This window comes from Mycolicibacterium arenosum, from assembly GCF_024320865.1.
Taxonomy (GTDB): domain Bacteria; phylum Actinomycetota; class Actinomycetes; order Mycobacteriales; family Mycobacteriaceae; genus Mycobacterium; species Mycobacterium arenosum.
Genome location: NZ_JANDBD010000002.1, coordinates 330,940 through 355,863, shown reverse-complemented (window position 1 = coordinate 355,863; position 24,924 = coordinate 330,940). Strand labels below are relative to the sequence as shown.

The 24,924-nt window shown below is 69.8% G+C and carries 27 protein-coding genes and 1 riboswitch; of the genes, 14 read left to right on the top strand and 13 right to left on the bottom strand.

Annotated features, from left to right (window positions below):
* Nucleotides 1-43: 43 nt before the first annotated feature.
* On the top strand, nt 44-508 hold the full coding sequence (locus NM203_RS05370) for a VOC family protein (protein ID WP_255058663.1): 465 nt from the start codon (nt 44-46) through the stop codon (nt 506-508).
* Here the strand turns inward: NM203_RS05370 and NM203_RS05365 are convergent.
* Genes NM203_RS05365 through NM203_RS05355 form a run of 3 tightly spaced genes read right to left on the bottom strand, consistent with a single transcriptional unit; the run spans nt 503 to nt 5,897 of the window.
* Nucleotides 503-3,124 carry a family 1 glycosylhydrolase gene (locus tag NM203_RS05365; protein ID WP_255058662.1) on the bottom strand — a complete coding sequence of 874 codons (2,622 nt, stop codon included), beginning with the start codon at nt 3,122-3,124 and terminating at the stop codon, nt 503-505. The genes NM203_RS05370 and NM203_RS05365 overlap by 6 nt on opposite strands.
* 55 nt (nt 3,125-3,179) lie before the next feature.
* Nucleotides 3,180-4,844 (bottom strand): FAD-dependent oxidoreductase, encoded by a 1,665-nt coding sequence (locus tag NM203_RS05360; RefSeq protein WP_255058661.1) that lies wholly within the window; start codon nt 4,842-4,844, stop codon nt 3,180-3,182.
* Between the two features lie 9 nt (nt 4,845-4,853).
* Nucleotides 4,854-5,897, bottom strand: coding sequence for an AurF N-oxygenase family protein (locus NM203_RS05355; protein ID WP_255058660.1), 1,044 nt, complete (start codon nt 5,895-5,897; stop codon nt 4,854-4,856).
* Nucleotides 5,898-6,109: 212 nt separating this feature from the next.
* Here NM203_RS05355 and serC point away from each other — a divergent pair, with 212 nt between their 5' ends.
* Both serC and sepH read left to right on the top strand, forming a co-directional pair.
* Nucleotides 6,110-7,213, top strand: a complete 1,104-nt coding sequence (gene serC, locus NM203_RS05350) for a phosphoserine transaminase (protein ID WP_255058659.1) — start codon at nt 6,110-6,112, stop codon at nt 7,211-7,213.
* A gap of 138 nt (nt 7,214-7,351) precedes the next feature.
* The gene (sepH, locus tag NM203_RS05345; protein WP_255058658.1) at nt 7,352-8,155 is read left to right on the top strand and encodes a septation protein SepH; all 804 of its coding nucleotides are present in this window, start codon (nt 7,352-7,354) and stop codon (nt 8,153-8,155) included.
* On the opposite strand, the gene NM203_RS05340 is transcribed toward sepH, so the two are convergent.
* Genes NM203_RS05340 through NM203_RS05330 form a run of 3 tightly spaced genes read right to left on the bottom strand, consistent with a single transcriptional unit; the run spans nt 8,146 to nt 9,685 of the window.
* Nucleotides 8,146-8,442 (bottom strand): DUF2537 domain-containing protein, encoded by a 297-nt coding sequence (locus NM203_RS05340; RefSeq protein ID WP_255058657.1) that lies wholly within the window; start codon nt 8,440-8,442, stop codon nt 8,146-8,148. The two genes, sepH and NM203_RS05340, sit on opposite strands and share 10 nt — an antisense overlap.
* Nucleotides 8,439-9,257 carry a TrmH family RNA methyltransferase gene (locus NM203_RS05335; RefSeq protein WP_408633307.1) on the bottom strand — a complete coding sequence of 273 codons (819 nt, stop codon included), beginning with the start codon at nt 9,255-9,257 and terminating at the stop codon, nt 8,439-8,441. Before NM203_RS05335 ends, NM203_RS05340 begins: the two co-directional genes overlap by 4 nt.
* Nucleotides 9,254-9,685 carry an Rv0880 family HTH-type transcriptional regulator gene (locus NM203_RS05330; protein WP_255058656.1) on the bottom strand — a complete coding sequence of 144 codons (432 nt, stop codon included), beginning with the start codon at nt 9,683-9,685 and terminating at the stop codon, nt 9,254-9,256. The genes NM203_RS05335 and NM203_RS05330 overlap by 4 nt, the downstream gene beginning before the upstream one ends.
* 97 nt (nt 9,686-9,782) lie before the next feature.
* On the opposite strand from NM203_RS05330, the gene NM203_RS05325 reads away from it, so the two are divergent.
* The gene (locus NM203_RS05325) at nt 9,783-10,055 is read left to right on the top strand and encodes a DUF2530 domain-containing protein (protein WP_255058655.1); all 273 of its coding nucleotides are present in this window, start codon (nt 9,783-9,785) and stop codon (nt 10,053-10,055) included.
* 22 nt (nt 10,056-10,077) lie between these two features.
* A complete protein-coding gene (locus NM203_RS05320; protein WP_255058654.1) occupies nt 10,078-10,530 on the top strand; it encodes an SRPBCC family protein in 453 nt (150 codons plus the stop codon).
* Here NM203_RS05320 and NM203_RS05315 read toward each other — a convergent pair whose 3' ends face one another.
* A complete protein-coding gene (locus NM203_RS05315) occupies nt 10,531-11,325 on the bottom strand; it encodes a DUF3027 domain-containing protein (RefSeq protein WP_255058652.1) in 795 nt (264 codons plus the stop codon).
* A 200-nt stretch (nt 11,326-11,525) separates the two neighbouring features.
* On the opposite strand from NM203_RS05315, the gene NM203_RS05310 reads away from it, so the two are divergent.
* A complete protein-coding gene (locus tag NM203_RS05310; protein WP_255059121.1) occupies nt 11,526-13,100 on the top strand; it encodes an MFS transporter in 1,575 nt (524 codons plus the stop codon).
* Complete coding sequence (locus tag NM203_RS05305) at nt 13,097-13,585, top strand: DUF2771 domain-containing protein (RefSeq protein WP_255058651.1); 489 nt, start codon at nt 13,097-13,099, stop codon at nt 13,583-13,585. The genes NM203_RS05310 and NM203_RS05305 overlap by 4 nt, the downstream gene beginning before the upstream one ends.
* On the opposite strand, the gene NM203_RS05300 is transcribed toward NM203_RS05305, so the two are convergent.
* Both NM203_RS05300 and NM203_RS05295 read right to left on the bottom strand, forming a co-directional pair.
* The gene (locus tag NM203_RS05300) at nt 13,582-14,586 is read right to left on the bottom strand and encodes a glutathione S-transferase family protein (RefSeq protein ID WP_255058650.1); all 1,005 of its coding nucleotides are present in this window, start codon (nt 14,584-14,586) and stop codon (nt 13,582-13,584) included. The two genes, NM203_RS05305 and NM203_RS05300, sit on opposite strands and share 4 nt — an antisense overlap.
* Before the next feature lie 28 nt (nt 14,587-14,614).
* Nucleotides 14,615-15,025, bottom strand: coding sequence for a cold-shock protein (locus tag NM203_RS05295; protein WP_255058649.1), 411 nt, complete (start codon nt 15,023-15,025; stop codon nt 14,615-14,617).
* A gap of 157 nt (nt 15,026-15,182) precedes the next feature.
* Here NM203_RS05295 and NM203_RS05290 point away from each other — a divergent pair, with 157 nt between their 5' ends.
* From NM203_RS05290 to NM203_RS05275, 4 genes are all read left to right on the top strand, one after another.
* Complete coding sequence (locus tag NM203_RS05290) at nt 15,183-15,581, top strand: YccF domain-containing protein (protein WP_255058648.1); 399 nt, start codon at nt 15,183-15,185, stop codon at nt 15,579-15,581.
* Nucleotides 15,578-16,636 (top strand): GTP 3',8-cyclase MoaA, encoded by a 1,059-nt coding sequence (gene moaA, locus NM203_RS05285; RefSeq protein ID WP_255058647.1) that lies wholly within the window; start codon nt 15,578-15,580, stop codon nt 16,634-16,636. The genes NM203_RS05290 and moaA overlap by 4 nt, the downstream gene beginning before the upstream one ends.
* Before the next feature lie 220 nt (nt 16,637-16,856).
* Entirely contained in the window at nt 16,857-17,120 is a 264-nt protein-coding gene (locus NM203_RS05280; protein WP_255059120.1) for a MoaD/ThiS family protein, read from the top strand.
* A gap of 215 nt (nt 17,121-17,335) precedes the next feature.
* A riboswitch (cyclic di-AMP (ydaO/yuaA leader) is annotated at nt 17,336-17,543 on the top strand.
* 9 nt (nt 17,544-17,552) lie between these two features.
* Nucleotides 17,553-18,887, top strand: a complete 1,335-nt coding sequence (locus NM203_RS05275; RefSeq protein WP_255058646.1) for a transglycosylase family protein — start codon at nt 17,553-17,555, stop codon at nt 18,885-18,887.
* A 4-nt stretch (nt 18,888-18,891) separates the two neighbouring features.
* Here the strand turns inward: NM203_RS05275 and NM203_RS05270 are convergent, their stop codons facing one another.
* Genes NM203_RS05270 through NM203_RS05255 form a run of 4 tightly spaced genes read right to left on the bottom strand, consistent with a single transcriptional unit; the run spans nt 18,892 to nt 20,445 of the window.
* On the bottom strand, nt 18,892-19,320 hold the full coding sequence (locus NM203_RS05270; RefSeq protein ID WP_255058645.1) for a molybdenum cofactor biosynthesis protein MoaE: 429 nt from the start codon (nt 19,318-19,320) through the stop codon (nt 18,892-18,894).
* Complete coding sequence (locus tag NM203_RS05265; RefSeq protein WP_255058644.1) at nt 19,317-19,796, bottom strand: MogA/MoaB family molybdenum cofactor biosynthesis protein; 480 nt, start codon at nt 19,794-19,796, stop codon at nt 19,317-19,319. Before NM203_RS05265 ends, NM203_RS05270 begins: the two co-directional genes overlap by 4 nt.
* Complete coding sequence (moaC, locus tag NM203_RS05260; protein WP_255058643.1) at nt 19,793-20,260, bottom strand: cyclic pyranopterin monophosphate synthase MoaC; 468 nt, start codon at nt 20,258-20,260, stop codon at nt 19,793-19,795. Before moaC ends, NM203_RS05265 begins: the two co-directional genes overlap by 4 nt.
* Nucleotides 20,261-20,262: 2 nt before the next feature.
* Nucleotides 20,263-20,445 (bottom strand): hypothetical protein, encoded by a 183-nt coding sequence (locus tag NM203_RS05255; protein ID WP_255058642.1) that lies wholly within the window; start codon nt 20,443-20,445, stop codon nt 20,263-20,265.
* A 65-nt stretch (nt 20,446-20,510) separates the two neighbouring features.
* Between NM203_RS05255 and NM203_RS05250 the strand changes: the two genes are divergently transcribed.
* From NM203_RS05250 to NM203_RS05240, 3 genes are all read left to right on the top strand, one after another.
* Nucleotides 20,511-22,772 (top strand): helicase-associated domain-containing protein, encoded by a 2,262-nt coding sequence (locus NM203_RS05250; protein ID WP_255058641.1) that lies wholly within the window; start codon nt 20,511-20,513, stop codon nt 22,770-22,772.
* A gap of 86 nt (nt 22,773-22,858) precedes the next feature.
* Nucleotides 22,859-24,508, top strand: coding sequence for a DNA repair helicase XPB (locus NM203_RS05245; RefSeq protein WP_255058640.1), 1,650 nt, complete (start codon nt 22,859-22,861; stop codon nt 24,506-24,508).
* Nucleotides 24,505-24,849, top strand: coding sequence for a VOC family protein (locus tag NM203_RS05240; protein ID WP_255058639.1), 345 nt, complete (start codon nt 24,505-24,507; stop codon nt 24,847-24,849). Before NM203_RS05245 ends, NM203_RS05240 begins: the two co-directional genes overlap by 4 nt.
* Nucleotides 24,850-24,924: the final 75 nt, after the last annotated feature.

Here is a 24,924-nt window from a genome sequence, read left to right as displayed (position 1 = left end):
GCCGCGAGTCAGCATCGCGTCACCCCAACGAACGGAGTCAGCCATGACCGACCTCACCCCTCCCACCCCGCCCTTCGTCGCAGCCCACCTCGTCGTCGACGACGCCGCGGCGGCCATCGACTTCTACGCGGCGGCGTTCGGCGCCGAGGAGATGATCCGGCTCGCCGGGCCGGACGGCAGGATCGCGCACGCCTCGCTGCTGGTGAACGGCGCGATGATCATGCTCAACGACGACTACCCCGAGATGTCGGGCGGCAAGTCCACGACGCCGACCGCGCTGGGCGGCTCGGCGGTCACCATCCACCTCCAATTCGCCGACGACGTCGAGTCCCGATTCCAGCGCGCGCTGGACGCGGGCGCCACCGTCGTCGCGCCGCTGGAGGACCAGTTCTGGGGCGACCGCTACGGCGCTATCCGCGACCCGTTCGGCCACCTCTGGTCGCTGGCGCAGCACGTGCGCGAGGTCGACATGGCCGAACTCGCCGGGCAGATGAGCCAGGGGTCATAGCGACGGCGCGTACTGGCCGAGCAGGAACAGGGGCAACCCGTTCGAGCCGGTGATCGCACTGATCGCCGCGATGCTCGCCGGTTTCGGGGTGCGTTCCAGTTCCGGCGTCGTCGGGTCCGACCCGTACAACCCGAACTGCAGGTGGTAACCCTCCGACCACTCGAGGTTGTCGACGAACGACCAGTACGTGTATCCGCGGATGTCGGTACCGTGCGCGACCAGGTCCTGTACGACCGCGATGTGGTTCACCAGGTACCCCGGCCGCTTGGTGTCCTCGTCGTCGGCGATGCCGTTCTCCGTGACCCACACCGGTTTCCCGTACGACGCCGCCACCTCGAGCACCTCGCGGAACCCGCCGGGGTCGATCGGCTGGTTGAAGTCGCTGCACGTCGCCGACGCCGCCTCACACCGGATGGGGATGCCGCGCAGGAACGGGAATCCGGGCACGGGTGCGACGCCGAAACCGGTCATCGGCTGCGACCCGTAGTACTGAACGCCGAGGAAGTCGATCTTGTCCGCGAAGTCCGGGTGGATCTCGTCGGGCGTCTGAACGCCGTCGAAGTTCGCGTCGACCCAGCCGTTGACCACTGCCTGGGGAAACCAGTTGTTGTAGAAGAGGTTCCACGCGTCCGCCGCCTGCACGTCGAGTTCACTGGTCGGGTTGGCCGGGCGTGCCGGAATCATGTTGTTCGTGAAGCCGACGAACGCATCGGCGTCCCAGGCGTGGATCGCGTCGTAGGCGGCGACGTGCCCCTTGGCCTCGTTCACCAGGAACGTCGACGCCAGGTCGGGGCGGATGACACCCGGCGGCCACGCCGGCACGACGCCGGGGATCGCGAAGTACTGGGTGAGCACCGGAGGGAACGGCTCGTTGATGGTGGCCCAGTTGTCCACCTGGTCGCCGTACTTCCATGCGAGATAGGCGGCGTACTTCTCGAACTCGACGGGCGTGGTCTCCGACAGCCAACCCGCCGCCGGCGCGGGCAGGCCGAGCTGAATCAGCGGGCGCGCCGCGATCGGGTCGTTGACCCAGACGGGCAACGAGAAATGCGACACCGTCACCATGGGCTCGAGCCCGTGTGCGCGCAGCGACGCCAGCACGTCCCGGTAGTGCGCGACCTCGGCCTCGTCAGCCAGCTCGTCCATCGCCTGCAGATCGGCGAGGCTGATCACGCCGCCCTCATCCGAGATGTCGATGGCGGCAGTCGAGTTGGGGAAGATGCGACTCCACTCGATGCTCATCCGGAAGGTGTTCATCCCCAGTTCGTCACGGGCCAGCTGGGCGTCCTCGTCGTACCGGACGTAAGCGCCCGGCCCGTCCTCCGGCACCCCCCTGGTGAGGCCGAGCAGCTGGTTGATCGGGTCGTGCACCCATCGATACCAGTCGGAATTCGGGTCGACGGGGGACCCTGGTCCACCCTCGGCCTGGAAGCCAGCGTGCGCGACACCCCAGTGGAAGCCGTCGGGGAACGACAGGTCGACGCCCGCTGTCGGTGCGACGGTGACCGTGACGGTCTTCGCAACCCGATGTCCGGCACCGGGATTCAGGAAGTCACCGAGGATCGGCACGAACTGCAGCAGGCCGAGCGGGCCGTGCACGTGCAGGCCTGCGGCCGCGTCGTCGACGACGACGGTGAACTGATCCCACCCGCCGACGGCGGCCATCGCGTTGGTGGGCCGATAGGTGAAGCCCCCGTCGACGTCGACGGACACGGTGCCGCCGTTGAGTGGGCGGCCGATCACCGTGTACGTCCTCGGGTCCGCGTCGGCGTCGTCGGCGCCGATGTCACCCGTGACGACGACGTCACCGTCGGAGTTGACCGTCTGCGAGTTGAGCACCGGGTCGTAGGTGATGGTCGGCGACTCGTTGAACAGCTCGCGGCGCACCCATGCCAGCAGCGTCCACACCGTCGGCGGTTCGACGGGGCCGGCGGGCAACCCCGCGGCGAACGGGTTGAGCACGGCACTGACGACACTGGTCACCAGGCCCGTCAGGTAACTCACCGCCGTCGTGGGGTCGAACGCCGTCGGCCAGGCGCGCAGGCCCGGTACCGCGGGCTCGGTGGCAGCGGTGGTGAGTGAGAGTCGTTGCTGCGTAGCCGGTTCCGGCTCGGGGTCGGCAGGCTCGGGGTCGGTTGGCTCGGAGTCGGTTGGCTCGGGGTCGGCTGCTCGAGATTGAACTGACGCAGAGGAAGTACGAGTGGCGACCTGCGTGGTGTCGATCTCGCGAACGCCGGGCTCGGGTGCCTGGCTGGCGAGCTTCTTGCGCTGGAGCTTCGGCTTCGGTTCGGCGATCCCGGTCTCGTCGGGTTCGGGCCCGACCTCGTCGGAATCCTCGTCGGAATCGTCGGCGCTCACCGGCACGCCGTTGACCGACGACGTCGGCCCGTCGGTGTCGGCCGACCCGGTAGCTCCGGATTCGGCACCGTCACCGGTCGGCTCAGGAGTCGTCGACTCGGCGTGGCTCGACTCGGCTTGGCTCGACTCGGCTGACGACGAGCCGCTCGATTCGTCAGGGTCCGCCCACGCGACCCCCGTACCGGTGAACAACCCGGCACCGACCCCCAGCGCCACCGCCAGTGCCCCGACCCGACCCACGTACGTCGCACACGTCACGACATCTGCCTACGCCCGCGCTCCCCCGCCGCGCGCCGCTTTGGGAAAAGTCGCGTCAGCGCAGCAGGCCGCTGAGCAACCTGCGGCTGAGCGGCGGCCGCGGTGCGGTCGCCGCGACGGCGAGCATCTCCGGCACCGCGGTGAACTTCACCCGCGGCCGGATGCCGCCTCCGCGCGCCAGTTCGGCGCTGTCGATGGCCGCCCACCCCGCCGAGTCCACCAGGTCGGGCTGGCGCGTGCGGACCAGCCGGTCCAGCGCGGAGGTCTTCGCGACGGGATCGGCCAGGGCGCCCGCGTTGTAGTCGGCCACCAGTTCGTGCACGGTCTGCGAGGCACACGACTTGTTGGTGCCGATGAAGCCCGTCGGCCCCCGCTTGATCCAGCCGGCGACGTAGGTGCCGGGCGTCCCGTCGACGCGGCCACCTTCGTTGGGCACCACACCGGCGGCGTCGTCGAACGGCAGGTCGCGAATCGCCTTGCCGCGGTAGCCGATCGACGTGAGCAGGAGTCCGGTGTCGAGACGACGGGTCTCGGTCGTCCCGGTGATCGTGAACTCGACGCCCTCGACGCGGCCCGCTGATCCGATCACCCGGTGCGGTGTCATCAAGTAGGCGAACCGGATGCGCGGTCGGGTGCTCGGCGCCTCGGCGGCACCGAGTCCGGCCAGAATCTCGAGCTTGCTACGGGTCAAGGGATCGGACTCGGTGGCGAGGTCGGACTGCACCAGGTCGTGGTCCGCTGCGCTGAGGACCACCTCGTGTGTCGCCGTCAGACCGATGAGTTCGGGCAGCGTGAACGCCGACTGGGCTGGGCCGCGGCGCGCGGCGATGACCACTTCGCGGACGTGGGAGTCCCGCAGCGCCGTGAGGGCGTGGTCGGAGATGTCGGTGCGGGCGAGCGCGTCCGGTTCCGCGGTGAGAATGCGCGCCACGTCGAGTGCCACGTTGCCGTTGCCGACGATCACCACGCGCTCGTGGCTCAGGTCGACGGGCAGGTCGGTGTACTCCGGGTGGCCGTTGAACCAGGCGACGACCTCGGTGGCCGTGCTGGTGCCGGACAGGTCGACCCCCTCGATGTCGAGCCTGCGGTCATTGGGCGCGCCGACGGCGTAGAGCACCGCGTGGTGGTGGGCCAGCAGTTCGTCGTGCGTGATGTGCTCGCCGACCGCGACGTTCAGGTAGAACGTGAAACCGGGCGAGGCCGCCGTCCGATCGAACAGCCGCGTGACGTGCTTGGTGGTCTGGTGATCCGGTGCGACTCCGGCGCGCACCAAACCGTAAGGCGTCGGCAGCTTCTCGAAGACGTTGACTTCGACGCCCTGCTGGGTCAGAAGTTCGTCGGCCGCGTACATGGCGGCCGGGCCGGAGCCGACGATGGCCACCCGCAGCGGTCCGCCGGGCCGCGAGTTCACGCGCGGTGCCTCGAGCACCGGGGCGAGCTTCGATGTCGGCGGCAGCTTGCCCTCCCGCTTCGGGAAGTACATCGCGTTCAGCTCGACGAAGGGCAGCTGCTTGGGCTCCAGCTTCGTGTCCGGGGCGATTGCTCCGACCGGGCACGCCGACACGCACGCACCGCAGTCGACGCACGCGTCCGGATCGATGTAGAGCATCTCCGCGGTCGCGAAGCCCGGCTCGTCCGGTGAGGGGTGGATGCAGTTCACCGGACAGGCGTAAACGCAGGACCCGTCGCTGCAACACGACTGGGTGACGACGTGGGGCACTCGGCGAGCCTATGCCGCCGAGACCAGATGCTGGCGCTGCGGCTCGCTGCGGTAACGGCTGGGTGTGCCGTTGATCCGGCACATCCGCCAAATTAGCTTGGCGACCGGATTCATCAGGCCGGTGTCGTGCGCCAGCATGCGCACGTCGCCGAACATGTCGCGCAGCATCTGACGCGACTCGGGCGAGGCGAAGAAGATCTCCTTGCGGACCGAGCGCGGAATGTCGAATTCCTTCCAGAACGCCCGCGGCGGCACGATGATCGCCGAGCACAGGATCCGCATCGTCAGCGGCACGAAGAGCGACAGCCAGAAGCGCTTGCGGCGCGGCAGGTGCGGCACCCGCTTACGCAGGTACTCGTGCGCGAAGGAGATGTGCCGGGCCTCCTCGGCCACGTGGATCGCCATCACCCGCTCCATGATGGGGTGCAGTTCCTTGCCCTCGCGCAGCACGTTCTTCTGTGTGTGATCGATCGGTTCCTCACCCGCGAGGATGCCGAACCAGAACGGAATCGGAAGCGGCCCGGCGACCAGCGGGATGGCCGGCTGCACCCACTTGAGCAGCCGCGGCATACCGGGCACGTCGGCCCCGATGCGGTTGACCATCTCCTGGAACATCAGGGTGTGGTTGCACTCCTCGACCGCCTCGTGCAGGCAGTACCGGTATTCGGGCGAGCCGTTCGGCGTCCAGAACGCGTACTCCATCAGGCCGCGGATCAGGATCGACTCGAAGTGCAGTCCGACCTTCGCGACGTTGGCCTGGCGCCACATGCCGATCTCGATCTGCCGCTCGACCGACTGAGACCGGTACCAGGGGTGCTGGCCGATCGGATCGGTCGCGGGAAGGATCCAGCGCTCGTCGTTCGGGACGACGGCGAACTCGGGCGAGTCCCAGTCGATGTCGGTGTAGGGGTTGAAGTTGCGTCGCACCGACCCCTCGGACAGCGTCTTCAGGGTGTCGACGTACTCGGTGTCGTCGAGGACGTCCATGTTCTTGCGCCAGCGGCGGACGACTCGCGTCCTGGCTTCTTTGACAGCCACTTCAAGGCCTCCCATGCCTACCGTGAGGTTTACATTCGGTTGCTCGTTGTCTAAGCACAGTACCCGCGGTCCCAGGAAGTAACCAGGGGCTATTCCGAGATGTGGTTCAGCGAGGTTATCCACATCACATGTGACCCACTTCACATCACATCCCTGCGATCTGCGTGTGCAGCGCCGCGCTGGACGCGGGTGCACACACGCAAGTCACCGTTATTAGGCTTGGCGACATGGCGCTCACGATCCCCGAGGACCTCAAGCCCAAGGACGGCCGCTTCGGCTCCGGCCCCTCGAAGGTCCGGCCGGAACAGCTACAGGCCCTGGTCCAGGCGAGCGAACTGTTCGGCACGTCGCACCGGCAGGCGCCGGTGAAGGACCTCGTCGGGCGGGTGCGCGATGGCGTGAAGCAGCTGTTCTCGACGCCCGAGGGGTACGAGGTCATTCTGGGCAACGGCGGCTCGACCGCCTTCTGGGACGCCGCGGCGTTCGGCCTCATCGACAAGCGCTCGCTGCACCTCACCTACGGAGAGTTCAGCGCGAAGTTCGCCTCCGCCGTGAAGGCCAACCCGTTCGTCGGAGACCCGATCGTCGTCACGACCGATCCCGGCGACGCCCCCGAGCCGCAATCGGACCCGTCGGTCGACGTGGTGGCGTGGGCGCACAACGAGACGTCGACGGGCGTCGCCGTGCCCGTGCAACGCCCGGCCGGTGACGCGCTGGTGGTCATCGACGCGACCTCGGCGGCGGGCGGCCTGCCGGTCGACATCACCGCGGCCGACACGTATTACTTTGCGCCGCAGAAGAACTTCGCCGCCGACGGCGGGCTGTGGCTGGCGATCATGAGCCCCGCCGCGCTGACGCGCGTCGAGCAGATCGCCGCGAGCGGACGCTGGGTCCCCGATTTCTTGTCGCTGCCGATCGCCGTGGACAACAGCCTGAAGAACCAGACCTACAACACCCCGGCGATCGGCACGCTGGTGCTTCTGGCCGAGCAACTCGACTGGCTCAACGGCAACGGCGGCCTGGACTGGGCCGTCGGCCGGACCGCCGACTCGTCCTCACGGCTGTACACGTGGGCGGAGAAGACGAGCTACACGACGCCGTTCGTCGCCGACCCGGCAAAGCGCTCGCAGGTCGTCGGCACCGTCGACTTCAGCGACGACGTGGATGCCGCCGCCGTCGCCAAGGTGCTGCGCGCCAATGGCATCGTCGACACCGAGCCCTATCGCAAGCTGGGGCGCAACCAGCTGCGGGTCGCGATGTTCCCGGCCGTCGACCCCGACGACGTCAGCGCACTGACCGCCTGCGTCGACTGGGTCGTCGAACGGCTCTGAGCACACCTTCAGCCCCTTCAGCACCACGAGTAACAGCACAGAACCGCCGCGAAAGCAAGCGTCGACCACCCCGCGTGTCGGGCCGGTGACGACCCGATCACGCAGTAGGGTGACGCCTTAAGCTCCGAGGAGGTCGGTATGCGGGAACTCAATGTCGTCGGACTCGACGTCGACGGCAAACGGATCATCTGCGAGACGTCCGACGCGAGCGAGAAGTTCATCTTGGACCCGGACGACCGGCTGCACGCCGCGCTCCGCGGTGAGGTCATCAGCTCCAGCAAGCCCAATATCGAGGTCGAGGTTCCAACCGTGCTGCGCCCCAAGGACATTCAATCCAGGATTCGCGCAGGCGCATCCGTCGACCAGGTCGCAGCCGCATCGGGTATGGAGCGCCACCGCGTCGAGCGGTTCGCCCATCCCGTCCTCCTCGAACGCGCACGGGCGGCCGAACTCGCCACCGCCGCGCACCCGGTGCTGTCCGACGGGCCCGCGGTCATGACGCTGCTGGAGACCATCACCGCCGCGCTGATCTCCCGCGGCCTCGACCCCGAGGCGACCACCTGGGACGCCTGGCGAAACGAGGACGGCCGCTGGACCGTTCAGCTCGCGTGGAAGGCGGGCCGCTCGGACAACGTGGCCCACTTCCGCTTCAGCCCCGGGGCGCACGGCGGCACGGCGACCGCCTTCGACGACGCCGCCTCCGAGCTCATCGACCCGGACTTCAATCGGCCGCCGCTCCGCTCCGTGGCACCGGTGGCCGAGCCCGTCGTACAGCCCGCCGTCTCCGAGCCCCACCTACCACTGGTGGTCACTCCGGAGCCCGTCGCCGTCGTCGAACCGGAGCCGAAGCCCGCCCCCAAGCAGCGCGCTCGCAAGCGCAAGCCCGAGGTGCCCGGCTGGGAAGACGTTCTCCTGGGCGTGCGTTCGGGCACTCAGCCGTAGCCGCCCAGCGCGAGCGCCACGGCCGCCACCCAGCCGACGGCGACGCCGACACCGGCACCCAGCACGAACCAGCGCCACACCGGCCGAGTGCGCCAGCCCCACACCGTCGGGGCCAGTCCGCCCACCGCGACGGCGTTCAAGCCGACGGCGAGCAGCGGATGCACGCGGGTCAGCCCGAGGCTCAGCACGATGATCGCCGCGGCCACCACGGCGGCGACGAAGGCCGCGACCGTCAGCCCGGTGCCCCACGGCGTATCGGCGGCCTGCCTCGGCGCCTGCTCACTCACCCCGCCACCCTAGCCCGCTCGTAGAAGGCCAGTGCCGCGGCCGTTGCCACGTTCAACGAGTCGGTGCCGCGCGACATCGGAATGCGAACGCGCACATCGCTGCTCCGCATCGCCCGCTCGGTCAGCCCCGGCCCCTCGGCACCGACGAGGATCGCCACGCGATCGCCCGCCAGGCCCTCCATCGCGGCGGCCAGCGTGAGCGCCTGCGGGTTCGGTGTCATGGCCAGCAGCCGAAAGCCGTTGTCCCGCATGGTCTCGAGATCGGCCGGCCAGCTAGCCCACGCGTAGGGCACCAGCAGCGCATGGCCCATCGACACGCGCACCGCCCGCCGGTAGAGCGGGTCGGCGCAGCCCGTGCCGAACACCACCGCGTCGACGTCGAGGCCCGCCGCGTTGCGGAAGATCGAGCCGAGGTTCTCGTGATCGTTGACGCCCTCGAGCACCGCGACGGTACGCGCTCCGTCTAGCACCTCGGCCACCGTGAGCTCGCGCGGGCGCGGTGCCGACGCGAGAACGCCGCGGTTGAGATGGAACCCGACGACGTCGGCCATCACCTCGGCACTCGCCCGGTAGTACGGCACGTCGACACCGGCCAGGTCGGCGCTGAGTTCCCGCAGCCGCCGATCGGTGCCCAGTAGCGCGCGAGGAGTGAAGCGCGACAACAACATCCGCTGGACTACCAGCACGCCCTCCGCGATCACCAACCCCTTGCCGGTCGGTAGGTCCGGCCTGCGGTCGATGCTGTTGAGGTCGCGGAAGTCGTCGAGCCGCGGATCCGCCGGGTCGTCGACGTCTATGACGGCACTCAGGCTCAGGCGCTTTCGTCGACGATCGCCGTCATCAGGTCGGCGGCCGATACCAGCGTCCTGCGGTCCTCCGGCGTGAGTTCGGCCAGCCGCTGCTGCAGCCACTCCCGGCTCGCGCGCCGCTCGACCTCGATCAGGTCGGTGCCCGACGGCGACACCGACACCAGCACCTGCCTGCCGTCGTCGGGGTGCGCACACCGGTCGACGAAGCCCAATTCGACGAGCGAGGCGATCACCCGCGTCATCGACGGCGGACGGACGCGTTCACGGATGGCGAGCGCACCCGGCGTCATCGGCCCCTCCTTCGCCAGCGTCGCGAGCGCGGACAACTGCGATAGCGAGACCGGCGAGTCCGGTCGACGGAACCTCAGTTGCCGCGCCAGTCGAACGACCGCCAACGACAAATCGCTGGCCAGGCGGGCATCGGCGTCGGTCACGACCTGAAGGTTACCGACAGTAAGGACATCCGGCGGCCAACCCCACACCATTCGGGCCATTCCACAGGCGAACGGGCACGAGCTAGGTTGATCGGCGATGACTGGACCCTCAGTACCCTCCGGCGCACCGGCGGCCCCGGAACCGCCGGTGCTCCCCGCGTCGCTGCTGGCGCCGTGGCCCGTCATCGTCGCGATCGCCGCAGGCTGGGTTGTCGCGGTGGTGCTCGCGTTCACCGTGCCCGCACTGCACGACTGGCGCCCCATCACGATCGCGGGGCTCGGCGTCGGCGTGCTGGGGACGAGCATCTTCCTGTGGCAGCGCCACGCGTACCGCCGCGGCTCGCGCGGCGCCCAAACCGGGCTCAGCTGAGCCCCCGACGAGTGGAGAGTCCGTGTCCGACCAGGTACTGCAGGCCCAGATCGACATCGCGGCACCGCCCGAGCGGGTGTGGGCGCTGATCTCCGATCTGAGCCAGATGAAGCGCTGGAGTCCGCAGTGCCGCGCCATGAAGGCGCTCGGCCCCGTGATGGCGGGGACCAGGACGGTGAACCTGAACCGGCGCGGTCTGATGGTGTGGCCCACCACGTGCAAGCTCACCGAGGTGGTCTACGAGAAGAAGCTGGCGTTCCGCGTCAACGAGAACAACACCGTCTGGTCCTATGAGCTGGAGCCCACCGACACGGGCACCAGAGTCACCGAAACCCGGCGCGCGGACGACGGCATCAAGCCGGCGTCCAACTTCCTCGTCGGCAAGTTCATGGGCGGCGTCCCCAGTTTCGAGCGGGAACTGGTCGACGGAATGAACCAGTCGCTGTCCCGCATCAAGGCCGCCGCCGAGCTCTGACTACTGGTCCGCGAGGTCCAGCACGCCGTCGTCGAACGGGTCGAACATCGGCGAGCCGATGCTGGCGGGCGCGGGGGTGTCCGAGTGGGCGCCGCAGCCGTACTCGCTGGCCACCACGTGACCGTCGGCCGACATCTCGTTGCCGCACACCCCGAACGACGGACCCAGCGAGCCGGCCAGGGGTAGATAGAAGCCGCACTCGCGACACAGCCGGCGGGTCGCCCGCGCCATCGCAGAGCCCGGTCCGTAGTCGCCGTCGTACCAGCGCTGCGCGGCGTCCATGCGACCCCACTGGCTGAGCACCTGACGGCGGCCGAAGCCGACCTCGTTGGCCACCTCGTCGAGATCGGGATCACCGACGCCCAGAAAACCGGGCACCAGTCGCGGGTCGTCCGCCTGCGGCGACAGTAGATCACCGGGGCCGAGGTCACCGGGCTGGACGCGTTCGTGCCACGGCACCCACGCCGGCGCCAGCAGCGCGGTGGGACCCGGCACCAGGACGACCTCGCTGACCGTGGCGCGCTCCGAGCCGGGGTAGGCCGCGACCACGACGGCCCACTGCCAGCCCTGATATCCGGGCACGTCGGCCAGGAACCGGTGGGTCGCGGCGGTCGGGTCGTCGAAGCTCGCGCCGAGGTACTCGCCGACGACGCCGTCCTCGCTGAACTCCTCGATGGCGGCGCGCGCCATCTCGACGGCGCCGGTCAGCACCGTCGCCAGCTCAGCCGGAACCTCCACTGCGGTGTCAGTGGGGTCGCTGGCGGGCTGCTCGACTTCTTCAGTAACGCTGTCCATCGGCATCAATACTGCCTGACGACCGGCGAGCAAAGCCACACCGGCCGCCCTGCGGGCGCCTGTCGGGTCGATGGGGAACAATCGACGGCGTGAGCGGACCGCGGGATCGAGGGCAGTGGGCCGGGGGCCACGGGGATTCCCGCGATCCCCGCTACTCACCGCCCCGTCCGCCGTCCGGCGGCTCCGACGAGCATCCCGGAATGGCCAACTATCCGAGCCACCCACCGGGTCCGCGCCGCCCGCGCCGTGACCCGCAACCCGGCAGCGCCAATCGGTACCTGCCGCCCATCGATCAGGCACGGGGCCGCCCGCTCCCGCCTCCGCGAGAGGGCGGCGCGGGCAGGTCGGCCGGTGAACGCGTGGATCCGGGGCCGCGCGGCGCCGCAGCGCGTGGACGCGAGATGGGCTCGAAGATGTACGGCCTGTTCCAGAAGGCCGCCACCGCCGACGGCGCGGACAAGTCCGGTCTGACCGCGTTGACCTATCCGGTGATGGCCAACTTCGCCGCCGACTCCGCGATGGCCATCGCGCTCGCCGACACGCTGTTCTTCGCCGCCGCCTCCGGCGAGAGCAAGGGCAAGGTCGCCCTGTACCTGCTCATCACCATCGCACCGTTCGCGGTCATCGCACCGCTGATCGGCCCGGCCCTCGACCGCGTCCAGCACGGCCGCCGCGTCGCGCTCGCCACGTCCTTCGCGCTGCGCACCGCGCTGGCCGTGGTGCTGATCGCCTACTACGCCAACGGCAGCTTCCCCCCGTGGGTGCTGTACCCGTGTGCGCTGGGCATGATGGTGCTCTCGAAGTCGTTCTCGGTACTGCGCAGCGCGATGACGCCGCGCGTGCTTCCCCCGACGATCGACCTGGTTCGGGTGAACTCCCGGCTGACGATGTTCGGACTCATCGGCGGGACCATCGTCGGCGGTGGCATCGCCGTCGGCTTCCAGTACGGCCTGAAGGTCCTCGACATGCCGGGCGCGCTCTACGTGTGCGTCGCGGTGACCGTGGCCGGTGCGGTGCTCTCGATGCGCATCCCGAAGTGGGTCGAGGTCACCGAGGGCGAGGTGCCCACCACCCTGAGCTACCACGAGCCCACCGAACTGATCCGACGCGACGCGAAGGGCAAGCCCGCCCGGCAACCGCTGGGCCGCAACATCATCACGGCGCTGTGGGGCAACTGCACCATCAAGATCATGGTCGGTTTCCTGTTCCTGTATCCCGCGTTCGTCGCCAAGGCGGACGCGGACAGCAGCGGCTGGGAGCAGATCAAGGTGCTCGGGCTCATCGGCGTCGCCGCGGGGATCGGCAACTTCGGCGGCAACATGGTCGCCGCTCGGCTCAAACTCGGCCACCCGGCGAGGCTCGTCGTCTGGTCCACCGTCGCCGTGACGGGCGTGGCACTCGCGACCGCCCTCGCGGGCAACATCCTCGTCGCCGCGGCCGCCACCCTGGTGACCTCGGCCGCCAGCGCGATCGCCAAGGCGTGTCTGGACGCCTCGCTGCAGGACGACCTGCCCGAGGAGTCGACGGCGTCGGCGTTCGGCCGCTCGGAGTCGCTGCTGCAGTTGGCCTGGGTGATCGGCGGCGCGACCGGGGTGCTGGTGTACACCGACCTGTGGGTGGGCTTCACCGCCGTCACCGCCTTGCTCATCCCCGGCTTGGCGCAGACGTTGGTGAGCTACAACGGGGATTCGCTGATTCCGGGCCTCGGCGGCAACCGGCCCGTCGTCGCCGAGCAGGAGGGCTGGCGCTGGAGTCCGATGGCGGCGCCGGAGTGAAGCGCGTCATCGCGATCCTGGGCGTCGTCGCGGTGCTGGCGTGCGCCGCCACCGCCGTCCTGGTGTGGCGGCTCAGCGCAACGCAGTCGCCGCAGTACCCGGAGATCAGCGCGTACACGCACGGCCAGCTGGCGCGGATCGGCCCGTACCGCTACTGCGAGGTGTTCGACCTGAACACGTGCGTCACCCCGCAGACGACCGGTGAACTGACCCTGAATCCCCGTGACGCCGTTCAGCTTTCAGTGCCGCCGTCGATCTCCAGAGCCCCGTGGGTGCTTCTGCTCGCCTACGAGTCCGAGGACGGTCCGCCGCCGCGGGAGTTCCGGCCCGGCAGCACGCTCGCGGTCACCATCCCCAGCGTGGATCCCCGCTACGGCAGGCTCACCGGCCTGGCGGTGCAGTTACCGACTCTGGTGCGCGACGAGGCGGGCAACGAGTTCCCCCTCCCGCACGCCGAGTGGTCGGTGCGGATGGTCTGGGCCTAGCCGGCGCCGTGCCCCGCGGGCACCCGCTCGGAATCGCGGGTCGGCCCTGGCGGCGTTCCGGCTCCGAACGGCTTGCCGCCCAACGACTCCCGGCCATGCGGCGTCAGCCAGTTCGCCAACTCGGGCCCCTTCGGCACGACACGCGTCGGGTTGATGTCCGTGTGCACCATGTAGTAGTGCTGCTTGATCTGCACGAAGTCGACGGTGTCGCCGAAGCCGGGGGTCTGGAACAGGTCGCGGGCGTAGCCCCACAGCACCGGCATCTCGTCGAGCTTGGCCCGATTGCACTTGAAGTGACCGTGGTAGACGGGATCGAAGCGCGCCAGCGTGGTGAACAGCCGAACGTCAGCCTCGGTGATGGTGTCCCCGACGAGATACCTTTGGCCGCTGAGCCTTTCCGACAGCCAGTCCAGTGCCGTGAACAGCCGGTCGTAGGCGGCGTCGTACGCGTCCTGGGAACCGGCGAAGCCGCAGCGGTACACGCCGTTGTTGATTTCGGTGTACACGCGCAGCGCCACCTCGTCGATCTCACCGCGCAGCGCCTCCGGGTACAGCTGCGGCGCGCCGTCGCGGTGATGGGCCGTCCACTCCGTCGACAGGTCGAGCGTCATCTGCGCGAAGTCGTTGGTCACCACCGCACCGGTCCCGACGTCGACGATCGCAGGCACCGTGATCCCCTTGGGGTAGTCGGGGTCTCGCGCGAAGTACGCGTCCTGCAGCCGCGGGATCTTCAAGACCGGATCGACGCCACCGGGGTCGAGATCGAAGGTCCAGCTGCGCTCGTCGTGCGTGGGGCCGCAGAACCCGATCGACAGCACGTCCTCGAGGCCAAGCAGCCGACGCACGATGATCGCCCGGTTCGCCCACGGGCACGCCCGTGCGACGACGAGTCGGTACCGCCCCGGTTCGACGGGATAGCCGTCGCGGCCGTCCGCGGTGATGCGGGTGGTGAGGTAATCGGTGTCGCGGTTGAACTCACCCTGGGGATTCACGTAACTCATGCAGCCAGTCTTCCCCGCCGAGCGGGTCCTACGCGTCGAGTTCGCGTGCGACGGCCTTGACGACCTCGGACACCCGGCGGGCGGTCTTGCGGTCGGGATAGCGGCCCTTGCGGAGTTCGTTCTGCACGGTGTCCTCGAGGAGCGTGATCATGTCCGAGACCATGCCGTGCAACTCGTCGGGCGTGTGCTTGTGCTCGGGGCGCTCGGCCTCGCGGCGCGTGCGCTGAATGCTCGGCGGCGCCTCGAGGACCGTCAGGCTGAGGGCCGACGGGCCCCTGCGGCCGGCCGCGATGCCGAACTCGACCTTCTGACCCGCCTTGAGCTCCGCAACGCCTGCGGGCAGCGCCGAGGAGCCCACGTAAACGTCTTCGCCGTCCTCCTGGGACACGAATCCGAAGCCCTTTTCAGCGCTGTACCACTTCACCCTGCCGGTCGGCATTGGAACTCACCCGCTCATCTATCGGTTAACACGAGGAACGCGTCCCACTTACGCAGGACGCGAATGCGATGATCCTACTCGGACGCCGTCCCGACCAGCATTCGAATTGCTCGGCGGACCCGGCCGGTAGTCTCGTAACCACTGCTGGAGGAGACAAATGCGCCTGGTCCTGAACATCATCTGGTTGATCTTCGGAGGGCTGTGGCTGGCCCTCGGGTACTTCCTGGCCGGGATCATCTGCTTCATCCTCATCATCACGATCCCGTTCGGGTTCGCGGCGTTCCGCATCGGCGTCTACGCGTTGTGGCCGTTCGGCTACACCGTCGTGGACAAACCGGGTCCGCGTCCGGGCGCGGCCGTCGGCAACGTCATCTGGCTGATCGTGGCGGGCATCTGGCTCGCCATCGGGCACGTGCTGACGGCGATCGCGATGGCCGTCACCATCATCGGCATCCCGCTCGCCATCGCGAACCTGAAGCTGATCCCGGTGTCGCTGCTGCCGCTGGGCAAGGAGATCGTCCCCACTGACGCGCCGTTCGCCGGAGCGCCCAGATGACCGTCACCGAACTGGGCGTGCCCTCGCTGCGGCGCCCCGTGGGTGCGGCACCGGCGACCGGCGGGCTCATCGACACCTACGGTCGCGTGGCGACGGACCTGCGGGTCTCGCTGACCGACCGCTGCAATCTGCGGTGCACGTACTGCATGCCCGCCGAGGGCCTGGACTGGCTGCCGGGTGACGAACTGCTCACCACAGCCGAGCTGACCCGCCTCATCGGCATCGCCGTCACCCGACTCGGCGTGGACAGCGTCCGGTTCACCGGCGGTGAGCCGCTGGTGTCCCCGAACCTCGAGCCGGCCATCGCCGCCGCGGCCGCAATGTCGCCCCGGCCCGAGATCGCCTTGACCACGAACGGACTCGGACTGGCCCGCCGGGCCGCTCGGTTGAAGGCCGCGGGACTGAACCGGGTGAACGTCTCGCTCGACACCGTCGACGCCGACCGGTTCGCCACGATCACCCGGCGTGACCGGCTCCCCGACGTACTCGCGGGGCTCGAGGCGGCAGCTGCGGCGGGCCTCACCCCGGTGAAGGTCAACGCCGTCCTCGATCCCGTCACCGGGCTGGACGACGCGGTCTCCCTGCTGCGGTTCTGCCTGGAACACGGCTATCAACTGCGCATCATCGAGCAGATGCCGCTGGACGCAGGCCATCACTGGCAGCGCGACAACACCCTCGACGCCGACAGCATCCTGTCGGCGCTGCGAGCGCATTTCGAGCTCGAGCCGGATCCCGCGCCGCGCGGCTCGGCGCCCGCCGAGCTGTGGCGCGTTCTGGGTCCGGAGCACACGGGCACGGTCGGCGTCGTCGCCTCGGTGTCGCAGGCCTTCTGTGCGGCGTGTGACCGGACGCGGCTCACCGCGGACGGTCAGGTGCGCAGCTGCCTGTTCTCCCGCGAGGAGACCGATCTGCGGGCCCTGCTGCGATCGGGAGCCGACGACGACGCGGTGGAGGCCGCCTGGCGCGGCGCGATGTGGGCCAAGCCCGCCGGACACGGGATCAACGATCCGGGGTTCGTGCAGCCGGATCGGCCGATGTCCGCCATCGGCGGATGAGCGCTTGCGCGAAGACCAGAAAGCAGGGGATGAGCGCTTGCGCGAAGACCAGAAAGCAGCGGATGAGCGCTTGCGCGAAGACCAGAAAGCAGGGGATGAGCGCTTGCGCGAAGACCAGAAAGCAGCGGATGAGCGCTTGCGCGAAGACCAGACAGCAGCGGATGAGCGCTTGCGCGAAGACCAGAAAGCAGGGGATGAGCGCTTGCGCGAAGACCAGAAAGTGCAGCTGAGCATCGTTCACATCACCGTCCGGTACTTCGCGGCGGCGCGAGCGGCCGCGGGTGTCGACGAGGAGTCGCTGGACGTCACCACCGACGCGTCGATCGACGATCTCGTCGCGATCCTCTCCGCGCGCGGCCCGGAGTTGGCCAGAGTTCTCGCCCGATGCAGTTTCCTCTGCGACGGGGTGGCGGTGCGCGATCGCTCGGAATCGCTGAGAACAAACCGAACCGTCGATGTGTTACCGCCGTTCGCCGGCGGCTAACGGTGATTTACGTCACATCACGAATTGGTCACGGAATGACCACGTGCCCGTTATGCGGGTTTCCATTGCTGGGACAACGTCAAACATTCCTGCGCCTTTAAGATCCTCTTATAGTTCGCTAGCTGCGGAAACGCCGTCGTGGTCAAAAGTGACGAGACCGCACAGACCCGTTACGGTCTGTTCCCAAGCCACCAACCCCCATTGGCGGCCCGCTGTGCCCGATAACGCTGAACTCCATCCGTTGGGCGCGGTTCTTCAGACTCCTTGGATGGAGGCGGGGGACCCACCCGGTCCACCGAAATACCGGACCACTGGAGCCTTCACCGGCTCCTTGGGGTGAAGCCGGCGCCGCGAGGCGCAGGCCGGGCAACCTCTCCAGCCCGAACCCGACAGCTGACTCCGCAGGCGTTGACGAGAGGATTTTCTGCACCTATGAGCGGACGGCACCGTAGGGCCACCAGTTCGACCGTAAGTGTCGCGAAGATCGCCTTCACCGGCGCTGTCATCGGAGGCGGAAGCCTCGGAAGCCTTGCCCTGGCGGGCCAGGCTGGGGCAGCCACCGATGGTGAATGGGATACCGTCGCGAGCTGCGAGTCCGGTGGCAACTGGGCGATCAACACCGGCAACGGCTATCAGGGCGGCCTGCAGTTCTCGCCCAGCACCTGGAGTGGACACGGCGGTGGCGAGTACGCGCCCGCCGCGCACATGGCCACCAAGGAGCAGCAGATCGCCGTCGCCGAGCGCGTGCTGGCGTCCCAGGGCCGCGGCGCCTGGCCGACATGTGGGCGCGGGCTCTCCAGCGCGACGCCGCGCAACGTCCTCGCCGACGCCCCGCAGCCCCTCGACAACCCCGATGTGAACGGCATCCTGCCGCCTCCTCCGGTCGACCTGCTGGCAGCGCCCCCGCCGCCGGACCCGTTCGCACCCCCGCCGCCGGACCCGTTCGCGCCGCCTCCCCCGGCCCCGTTGGACGCGCCGTTGGCCGTGGCTCCGCCGCCCCCGCCGCCCGCTGACATCCTTCCTCCGCCGCCCGCCGACGCCGTGCCGCTGGCTGACATCGCACCCGCGGACCCCGCGCTGCCGCCGCCCCCGGACCCCGCAGTGCTGGCCGCCGCCCCGGCGCCGGCACCGCTGCCGCCCGGTCTCGGTCCGCTGAAGCTCGCTCCGCCGCCGCCCACCGAGGCCATCGCCGCCTCGAACTGGGACGTCGCCCCGGACGCTCAGGCGGGCGGACCTCAGCTGTGGGCGCTGCACGCCGGCGACCTGCCGCAGGAACCCGTGTTCCCCGCACCCGCTCCGGCCCCCGCGCCGGCACCGGCACCGGCACCCGCTGCCGGCCCGCTCGGCCTGGCCGGTCCCGCACCCGCTCCGGCCCCGGCAGCGGTGGCGCCCGACGGCGCGGTGCCGCCCCCGGCCGATCCGCTGGCCGCTCCCGGCCCCGTTCCGCACCTCGCCAGCCCCGACGCGCTGCCTCCCGGCGCGACCCTGGATCCGGTGGCGGGCGGCGCCGACTCGCCCAACGCGAGCTACCTCAAGGATCTGTGGCACGCCGTCCAGAACCAGGAGATCAGCGGCAAGGAGGCTCTGATCCTCGGGCTCTCCCAGCGCGGCATGAACACGCCGATCCCGGATCAGGCGCCGGGCCCGAACGTGCCGACCCAGTTCTCGCAGGGGCCCGCTGCGCCTCCAGCCGATCCGGCACTGGCACCCGCGCCGGTTCCGGCACCCGGTGGCCCGCTGGTTCCCGCGCCGCTTCCCCAGGCCTAACCGCCTAGGCGCTGCCGACCCACTCGTCGGTGCCGTCGGCGAAGAGCTGGTGTTTCCACACCGGCAGTCGCGCTTTGACGGTGTCGACGAGTAGCGCGCACGTCTCGAAGGCCGCTGCCCGGTGATCGGCCGCGACCGCGGCGACGAGGGCGTTATCGCCGATCTCCAGAGGGCCGATGCGGTGGCTCACGGCGATCGCCCGCACCCCACTGCTCCCCGCGGCGATCTCGGCGGCGACCTCGGCGAGTACCTGCGCCGCGGTGGGATGCGCCGAGTACTCCAGTCGACTGACGGACCGTCCGCCGTCGTGATCGCGCACCGCGCCGACGAAGCCCACGACGGCACCCGCCGTGGGAACCCACGCGGCCGCCTCGTGTTCGGCGAGATCGATGCGCTGCTCGGTCAGGTCCGCGCGCACGACGATTGCGGTCATGGGGAATGGTCTCCGCCCGCCAGTTGATCCAGCGCGTGCTGCAATACGTCCTCGAGCACCTCGAGGCCGTCCTTCACGCCGCCGGTGGACCCCGGCAGGTTGACGATGAGCGTGCCGTCGCGCACGCCGCACACGCCCCGCGACAGCACCGACGTCGGGACGTGGGGCAGGCCGGATCGACGGATCGCGTCGGCGAGGCCGGGGATCTGGTAGTCGACGATCTCCGCCGTCGCGTCGGCGGTGCGGTCGGTCGGCGAGATCCCGGTGCCGCCCGACGTCAGGATCAGGTGCACCCGCTCGCCCAGCGCCGCCAGCAGTGCGTGGTTCACTCCGATGCCGTCGGCGACGACGACGGGGGCGGGCACGGCGAACCCGCGCTGAGCCAGCCAGTCCACCAGGATCGGCCCGGTGCGGTCCTCGTAGACCCCCGCGGCGGCACGGGTGGACGCGATGACGACCCTGGCGCTGCGCGTCACGGACGGGTCCAGGTACCGGTCTTGCCGCCGTCCTTGCGTTCGACGCGCACACCGTCGATGACGGCGGCGGGGTCGACTGCCTTGAGCATGTCGTAGAGCGTCAAAGCGGCGACGCTGACGGCGGTCAGCGCCTCCATCTCAACCCCGGTGCGGTCGGTGGTGCGGACCGTCGCGGCGATGTCGACTTCGGTTGTGCCGATGTGGAATTCGATGTCCACCCCGGTGAGCGCGAGCTGGTGGCACAGCGGAATGAGGTCACTGGTGCGCTTGGCGGCGAGAATGCCCGCGACGCGCGCAGTGGCGAGTGCGTCGCCCTTGGGCAGTCCGCCCGTCGCGATCAGCGCGACGACGTCGGCGCGGGTGCGCAACGTCCCGACCGCGACGGCGGTGCGCTTGGTGGCGTCCTTGCCGGTGACGTCGACCATGTGCGCCGCCCCCGTCTCGTCGAGGTGCGACAGCTCCACGACTACTTGTTGACGACGGTGACCGGGTGCGTGTACGGCAACTCTTCGGCGGGCAGGGGGAATGTGACGTCGCCGAACGGCGACAGCGCGCCCGTGCGGTCGGCGGCGAGTTCGCTCACGGCGTGGTCGCCGTCCTCAACCGTGGGCCAGCCGTTGTCGACGTAGTGCTTCTTCTTGTCAGCCACGCCCACATTGTGGCAGGTCGACGGCCGAGTGGCGAGGGCGGTGCGCTGACATAGGCTGGTTGGCAATGTCTACCTCGGCGTCGTCATCCGCGCCTGCGCTGCCGCTCGGCGCATGGCTGGGTGAGTCGTCCGACGATCGGCTCGTCCGGCTGCTGGAACTCCGCCCCGACCTGACACAGCCACCGCCCGGCTCGATCGCCGCGCTCGCGGCCAGGGCGCAGACCCGGCAATCGGTGAAGGCCGCCACCGACGACCTGGACTTCCTGCACCTCGCGGTGCTCGACGCACTGCTACTGCTGCAGGCGGACGGCGAACCGATACCGGTGACCAAGCTGACGTCGCTCATCGGCGACCGTGCCGGCGTGGGACGACTGGACGCCGCGGTGGCCGACCTGCAGGAGCGGGCCCTGGTGTGGGGTGACGGCGTTCTGAGGGTCACGGCGGAGGCCGCGTCCGGGCTGCCGTGGTACCCCGGCCAGGTCACACTCGAGACCGACCACGACGCCAGCGCGATCACCGCACTGCTCGCAGGCGTCGACGCCGCGCAGCGCGATCTGCTGGAACGCCTCGTCGACGGCTCCCCCGTCGGGCGCACCAGGGACGCCGCGCCGGGCACCCCGGCCGACCGGCCCGTGCAGCGCCTGCTGGCGGCGGGTCTGCTCCGGCAGGTCGACGGCGACACCGTGATCCTGCCGCGGCTCGTCGGCCAGGTGATGCGCGGCGAGAGCCCCGGCCCCACCGGTCTCGTCGCGCCGGACCCGACCGTGACGACGACGACGGCGGCCGACGTCGACGCCGTGGCGGCGGGTGCGGCCATCGACCTGCTGCGCGAGGTCGAGGTCGTCATCGAGACCCTGTCGGCCACCCCGACGCCGGAGCTCCGCAGCGGCGGGCTGGGGATCCGCGAGGTGAAGCGGCTGACGAAGGCCACGGGCATCGACGATCAGCGGCTCGCGCTGCTGCTCGAGATCTCGGCGGCGGCCGGCCTCATCGCACCGGGGGTGCCCGATTCCGTCGACTTCGGCGACGGCACGGTCTGGGCGCCCACGGTCAACGCCGACCGGTTCATCGAGTCGCCGACCGCGACGCGCTGGCACCTGCTCGCGTCGACCTGGCTGGACCTGCCGGCCAGGCCCGGCCTGGTCGGCGAACGCGGGCCCGACGGGAAACCCTACGGGGCGCTGTCGGATTCGTTGTTCTCGACGGCCGCGCCACTGGACCGCCAGCTGCTGCTCGACATGCTCGCCGACCTCGCTCCCGGCCACGGCGTCGACGCCGAGTCGGCGGCGCGGGCGCTGATCTGGCGCAGGCCGCGGTGGGCGGCCAGGTTCCAGCCCGGACCGGTGGCGACCCTGCTCGCCGAGGCGCATGCGCTCGGCCTCGTCGGCCGCGGGGCGCTGGCCACCCCGGTCCGCAAGCTGCTCGCGGGCGAGCCCGACGACGTCGTCGTGGCCGCCATGACCAAGGCGCTGCCAGCGCCCATCGACCACTTCCTGCTGCAGGCCGACCTCACGGTGATCGTGCCCGGCCCGCTCGAGCGCGGCCTGGCCGAGCAGCTGGCCGCTGTGGCGACGGTGGAGTCGGCGGGCGCGGCCATGGTGTACCGGATCAGCGAGCAGACGATCAGGCGCGCCCTCGACACCGGACGCACCGCGGGCGAGTTGCACGCGATGTTCGCCAAGCACTCGAAAACGCCTGTGCCACAGGGCTTGACGTATCTGATCGATGACGTGGCGCGCAGGCACGGTCAGCTGCGCGTCGGGATGGCCAGCTCGTTCGTCCGGTGTGAGGATCCCGCGCTGCTGGCTCAGGCCATCGCCGCCCAGGCGATGGACCAACTCGACGTCAGGCTCCTGGCCCCGACCGTCGCCGTCTCGCAGGCCCCGATCAACGAGGTGCTGGCGGCGCTGCGGACCGCGGGTTTCGCACCGGCCGCCGAGGACTCGACGGGCGCGATCGTCGACCTCCGCGCCAGGGGCATCCGGGTGCCGGCACCGGCGGGGCGCCGCCGCGTGTACCGGTCGGCGTCTCCGAGCCTGCAGACGCTCGGGGCAATCGTGGCGGTGCTGCGCAAGATGGCCGCGGCGCCGGCGTCGGCTAGTCGGCTCGACCCGGCCGAGGCGATGGCCCTGCTGCAGCGCGCGGCCCACCAGCAGGGGTCGGTGGTGATCGGCTACGTCGACGCGGCGGGCGTGGCCACGCAGCGCGTCGTCGCTCCCATCAACGTGCGCGGGGGTCAGCTCACGGCGTTCGACCCGGCGGCGGGTCGGGTCCGCGAGTTCGCGATTCACCGCGTGACGTCGGTGGTGTCGTCGGACTCGGAGTGACCGGTCACACGCTGGCCGCAGGTTGTCGCAGGAGCCTGGATAATGGACCGAATGGTTTGCGAGCGAGAAGCGAAGCGGGATCGCGCATGACTGACGGCCCACTGATCGTCCAGTCCGACAAGACGGTGCTGCTGGAGATCGATCACGAACTCGCGGGCGCGGCGCGCGCGGCGATAGCACCCTTCGCCGAGCTCGAGCGCGCCCCCGAGCACGTGCACACCTATCGCATCACGCCGCTGGCGCTGTGGAACGCCCGCGCGGCGGGCCACGACGCCGAGCAGGTGGTCGATGCATTGGTGACGTACTCGCGCTACGCGGTGCCGCAGCCCCTGCTGGTCGACATCGTCGACACCATGGGCCGCTACGGCAGGCTGCAGCTGGTCAAGAGCCCCGTGCACGGCCTCACCCTGGTCAGCTTCGACCGCGCGGTGCTGGAGGAGGTGCTGCGTCACAAGAAGATCGCCCCCATGCTGGGCGCGCGCATCGACGACGACACCGTGCTGGTGCACCCGAGCGAACGCGGCCGCGTCAAGCAGCTGTTGTTGAAGATCGGCTGGCCCGCGGAGGACCTCGCCGGCTACGTCGACGGTGAGGCGCACCCGATCGCACTCGACCAGGACGGTTGGGAGCTGCGCGACTACCAGCAGATGGCGGCCGACTCGTTCTGGGCGGGCGGCTCCGGCGTCGTCGTCCTGCCGTGCGGTGCGGGCAAGACCCTGGTCGGGGCCGCGGCGATGGCCAGGGCCGGTGCGACGACGCTGATCCTGGTCACCAACACCGTGGCCGGCCGGCAGTGGAAGCGCGAGCTGATCGCGCGGACGTCGCTGACCGAGGAGGAGATCGGCGAGTACTCGGGCGAGCGCAAGGAGATCCGGCCGGTCACCATCGCGACGTACCAGGTGATCACCCGCCGGACGAAGGGCGAGTACCGGCACCTCGAGCTGTTCGACAGTCGCGACTGGGGCCTGATCATCTACGACGAGGTGCACCTGCTTCCCGCACCGGTGTTCCGCATGACGGCCGATCTGCAGTCGCGGCGGCGGCTGGGGCTGACGGCGACGCTCATCCGCGAGGACGGCCGCGAGGGCGACGTGTTCAGCCTCATCGGCCCCAAGCGCTACGACGCGCCGTGGAAGGACATCGAGGCCCAGGGCTGGATCGCACCCGCGGAGTGCATCGAGGTGCGGGTCACGATGACCGACAACGAGCGGATGATCTACGCGACCGCCGAGCCCGAGGAGCGCTACAAGCTGTGCTCGACGGCGCACACCAAGATCGCGGTGGTGAAGTCGATCCTCGCCCGCCATCCGGACGAGCCCACGCTGGTGATCGGCGCCTACCTGGATCAGCTCGACGAGCTGGGCACCGAACTCGACGCACCGGTCATCCAGGGGTCCACCAAGAACGCCGAACGAGAACTGCTCTTCGACGCGTTCCGGCGCGGCGAGATCCGCACACTGGTGGTGTCCAAGGTCGCGAACTTCTCCATCGACCTGCCGGAAGCCAGCGTCGCGGTTCAGGTGTCGGGAACCTTCGGGTCACGCCAGGAGGAGGCGCAGCGCCTGGGCCGGCTGCTGCGGCCGAAGGCCGACGGCGGCGGCGCGGTGTTCTACTCGGTGGTGTCGCGCGACAGCCTCGACGCGGAGTACGCCGCACACCGGCAGCGCTTCCTGGCCGAGCAGGGCTACGGCTACGTCATCAAGGACGCCGACGATCTGCTGGGCCCGGCGATTTGACGGTCCTTCGCGTGGTCCCGGTGCACACCGTCGAGGATCTGCAGGCCGCTGCCGCCGGGTACGTCGCCGCGCTCGGTCTGGTCGAGGTGATGAACCACGGCTGGATCGTCACGCTCGCCGGTGACGACGGCCACCAGGTGAGCCTGATGACCAGGGACCTGACCGCGGCCGTCAACCCGACGATCTCGGTGGAGGTCGACGACGTCGACGCCGCATACGCGTCCGCGGTCGCGGCGGGACTGGAGATCGTGCACCCGCTGTCCGACGAGGAGTGGGGCGTGCGTCGCTTCTTCTTCGCCGACACGTCCGGCAACGTCGTCAACGTGCTCTCGCACGCCTAGCAAGCCCGCGTCGCCGACGTGAAAGGCGACTTTCGGCGGAGGAGTTCGAGTGAATGTCTACCGAAGTCGCTTCTC

Bases quoted from the DNA above. Each gene is read 5' to 3' on its own strand.
- NM203_RS05370 (WP_255058663.1), top strand. From the start codon at position 44: ATGACCGACCTCACCCCTCCCACCCCGCCCTTCGTCGCAGCCCACCTC.
- NM203_RS05355 (WP_255058660.1), bottom strand. From the start codon at position 5,897: ATGGGAGGCCTTGAAGTGGCTGTCAAAGAAGCCAGGACGCGAGTCGTC.
- serC (WP_255058659.1), top strand. From the start codon at position 6,110: ATGGCGCTCACGATCCCCGAGGACCTCAAGCCCAAGGACGGCCGCTTC.
- sepH (WP_255058658.1), top strand. From the start codon at position 7,352: ATGCGGGAACTCAATGTCGTCGGACTCGACGTCGACGGCAAACGGATC.
- NM203_RS05325 (WP_255058655.1), top strand. From the start codon at position 9,783: ATGACTGGACCCTCAGTACCCTCCGGCGCACCGGCGGCCCCGGAACCG.
- NM203_RS05315 (WP_255058652.1), bottom strand. From the start codon at position 11,325: ATGGACAGCGTTACTGAAGAAGTCGAGCAGCCCGCCAGCGACCCCACT.
- NM203_RS05310 (WP_255059121.1), top strand. From the start codon at position 11,526: ATGGCCAACTATCCGAGCCACCCACCGGGTCCGCGCCGCCCGCGCCGT.
- NM203_RS05300 (WP_255058650.1), bottom strand. From the start codon at position 14,586: ATGAGTTACGTGAATCCCCAGGGTGAGTTCAACCGCGACACCGATTAC.
- NM203_RS05295 (WP_255058649.1), bottom strand. From the start codon at position 15,025: ATGCCGACCGGCAGGGTGAAGTGGTACAGCGCTGAAAAGGGCTTCGGA.
- NM203_RS05290 (WP_255058648.1), top strand. From the start codon at position 15,183: ATGCGCCTGGTCCTGAACATCATCTGGTTGATCTTCGGAGGGCTGTGG.
- moaA (WP_255058647.1), top strand. From the start codon at position 15,578: ATGACCGTCACCGAACTGGGCGTGCCCTCGCTGCGGCGCCCCGTGGGT.
- NM203_RS05275 (WP_255058646.1), top strand. From the start codon at position 17,553: ATGAGCGGACGGCACCGTAGGGCCACCAGTTCGACCGTAAGTGTCGCG.
- NM203_RS05270 (WP_255058645.1), bottom strand. From the start codon at position 19,320: ATGACCGCAATCGTCGTGCGCGCGGACCTGACCGAGCAGCGCATCGAT.
- NM203_RS05250 (WP_255058641.1), top strand. From the start codon at position 20,511: ATGTCTACCTCGGCGTCGTCATCCGCGCCTGCGCTGCCGCTCGGCGCA.
- NM203_RS05245 (WP_255058640.1), top strand. From the start codon at position 22,859: ATGACTGACGGCCCACTGATCGTCCAGTCCGACAAGACGGTGCTGCTG.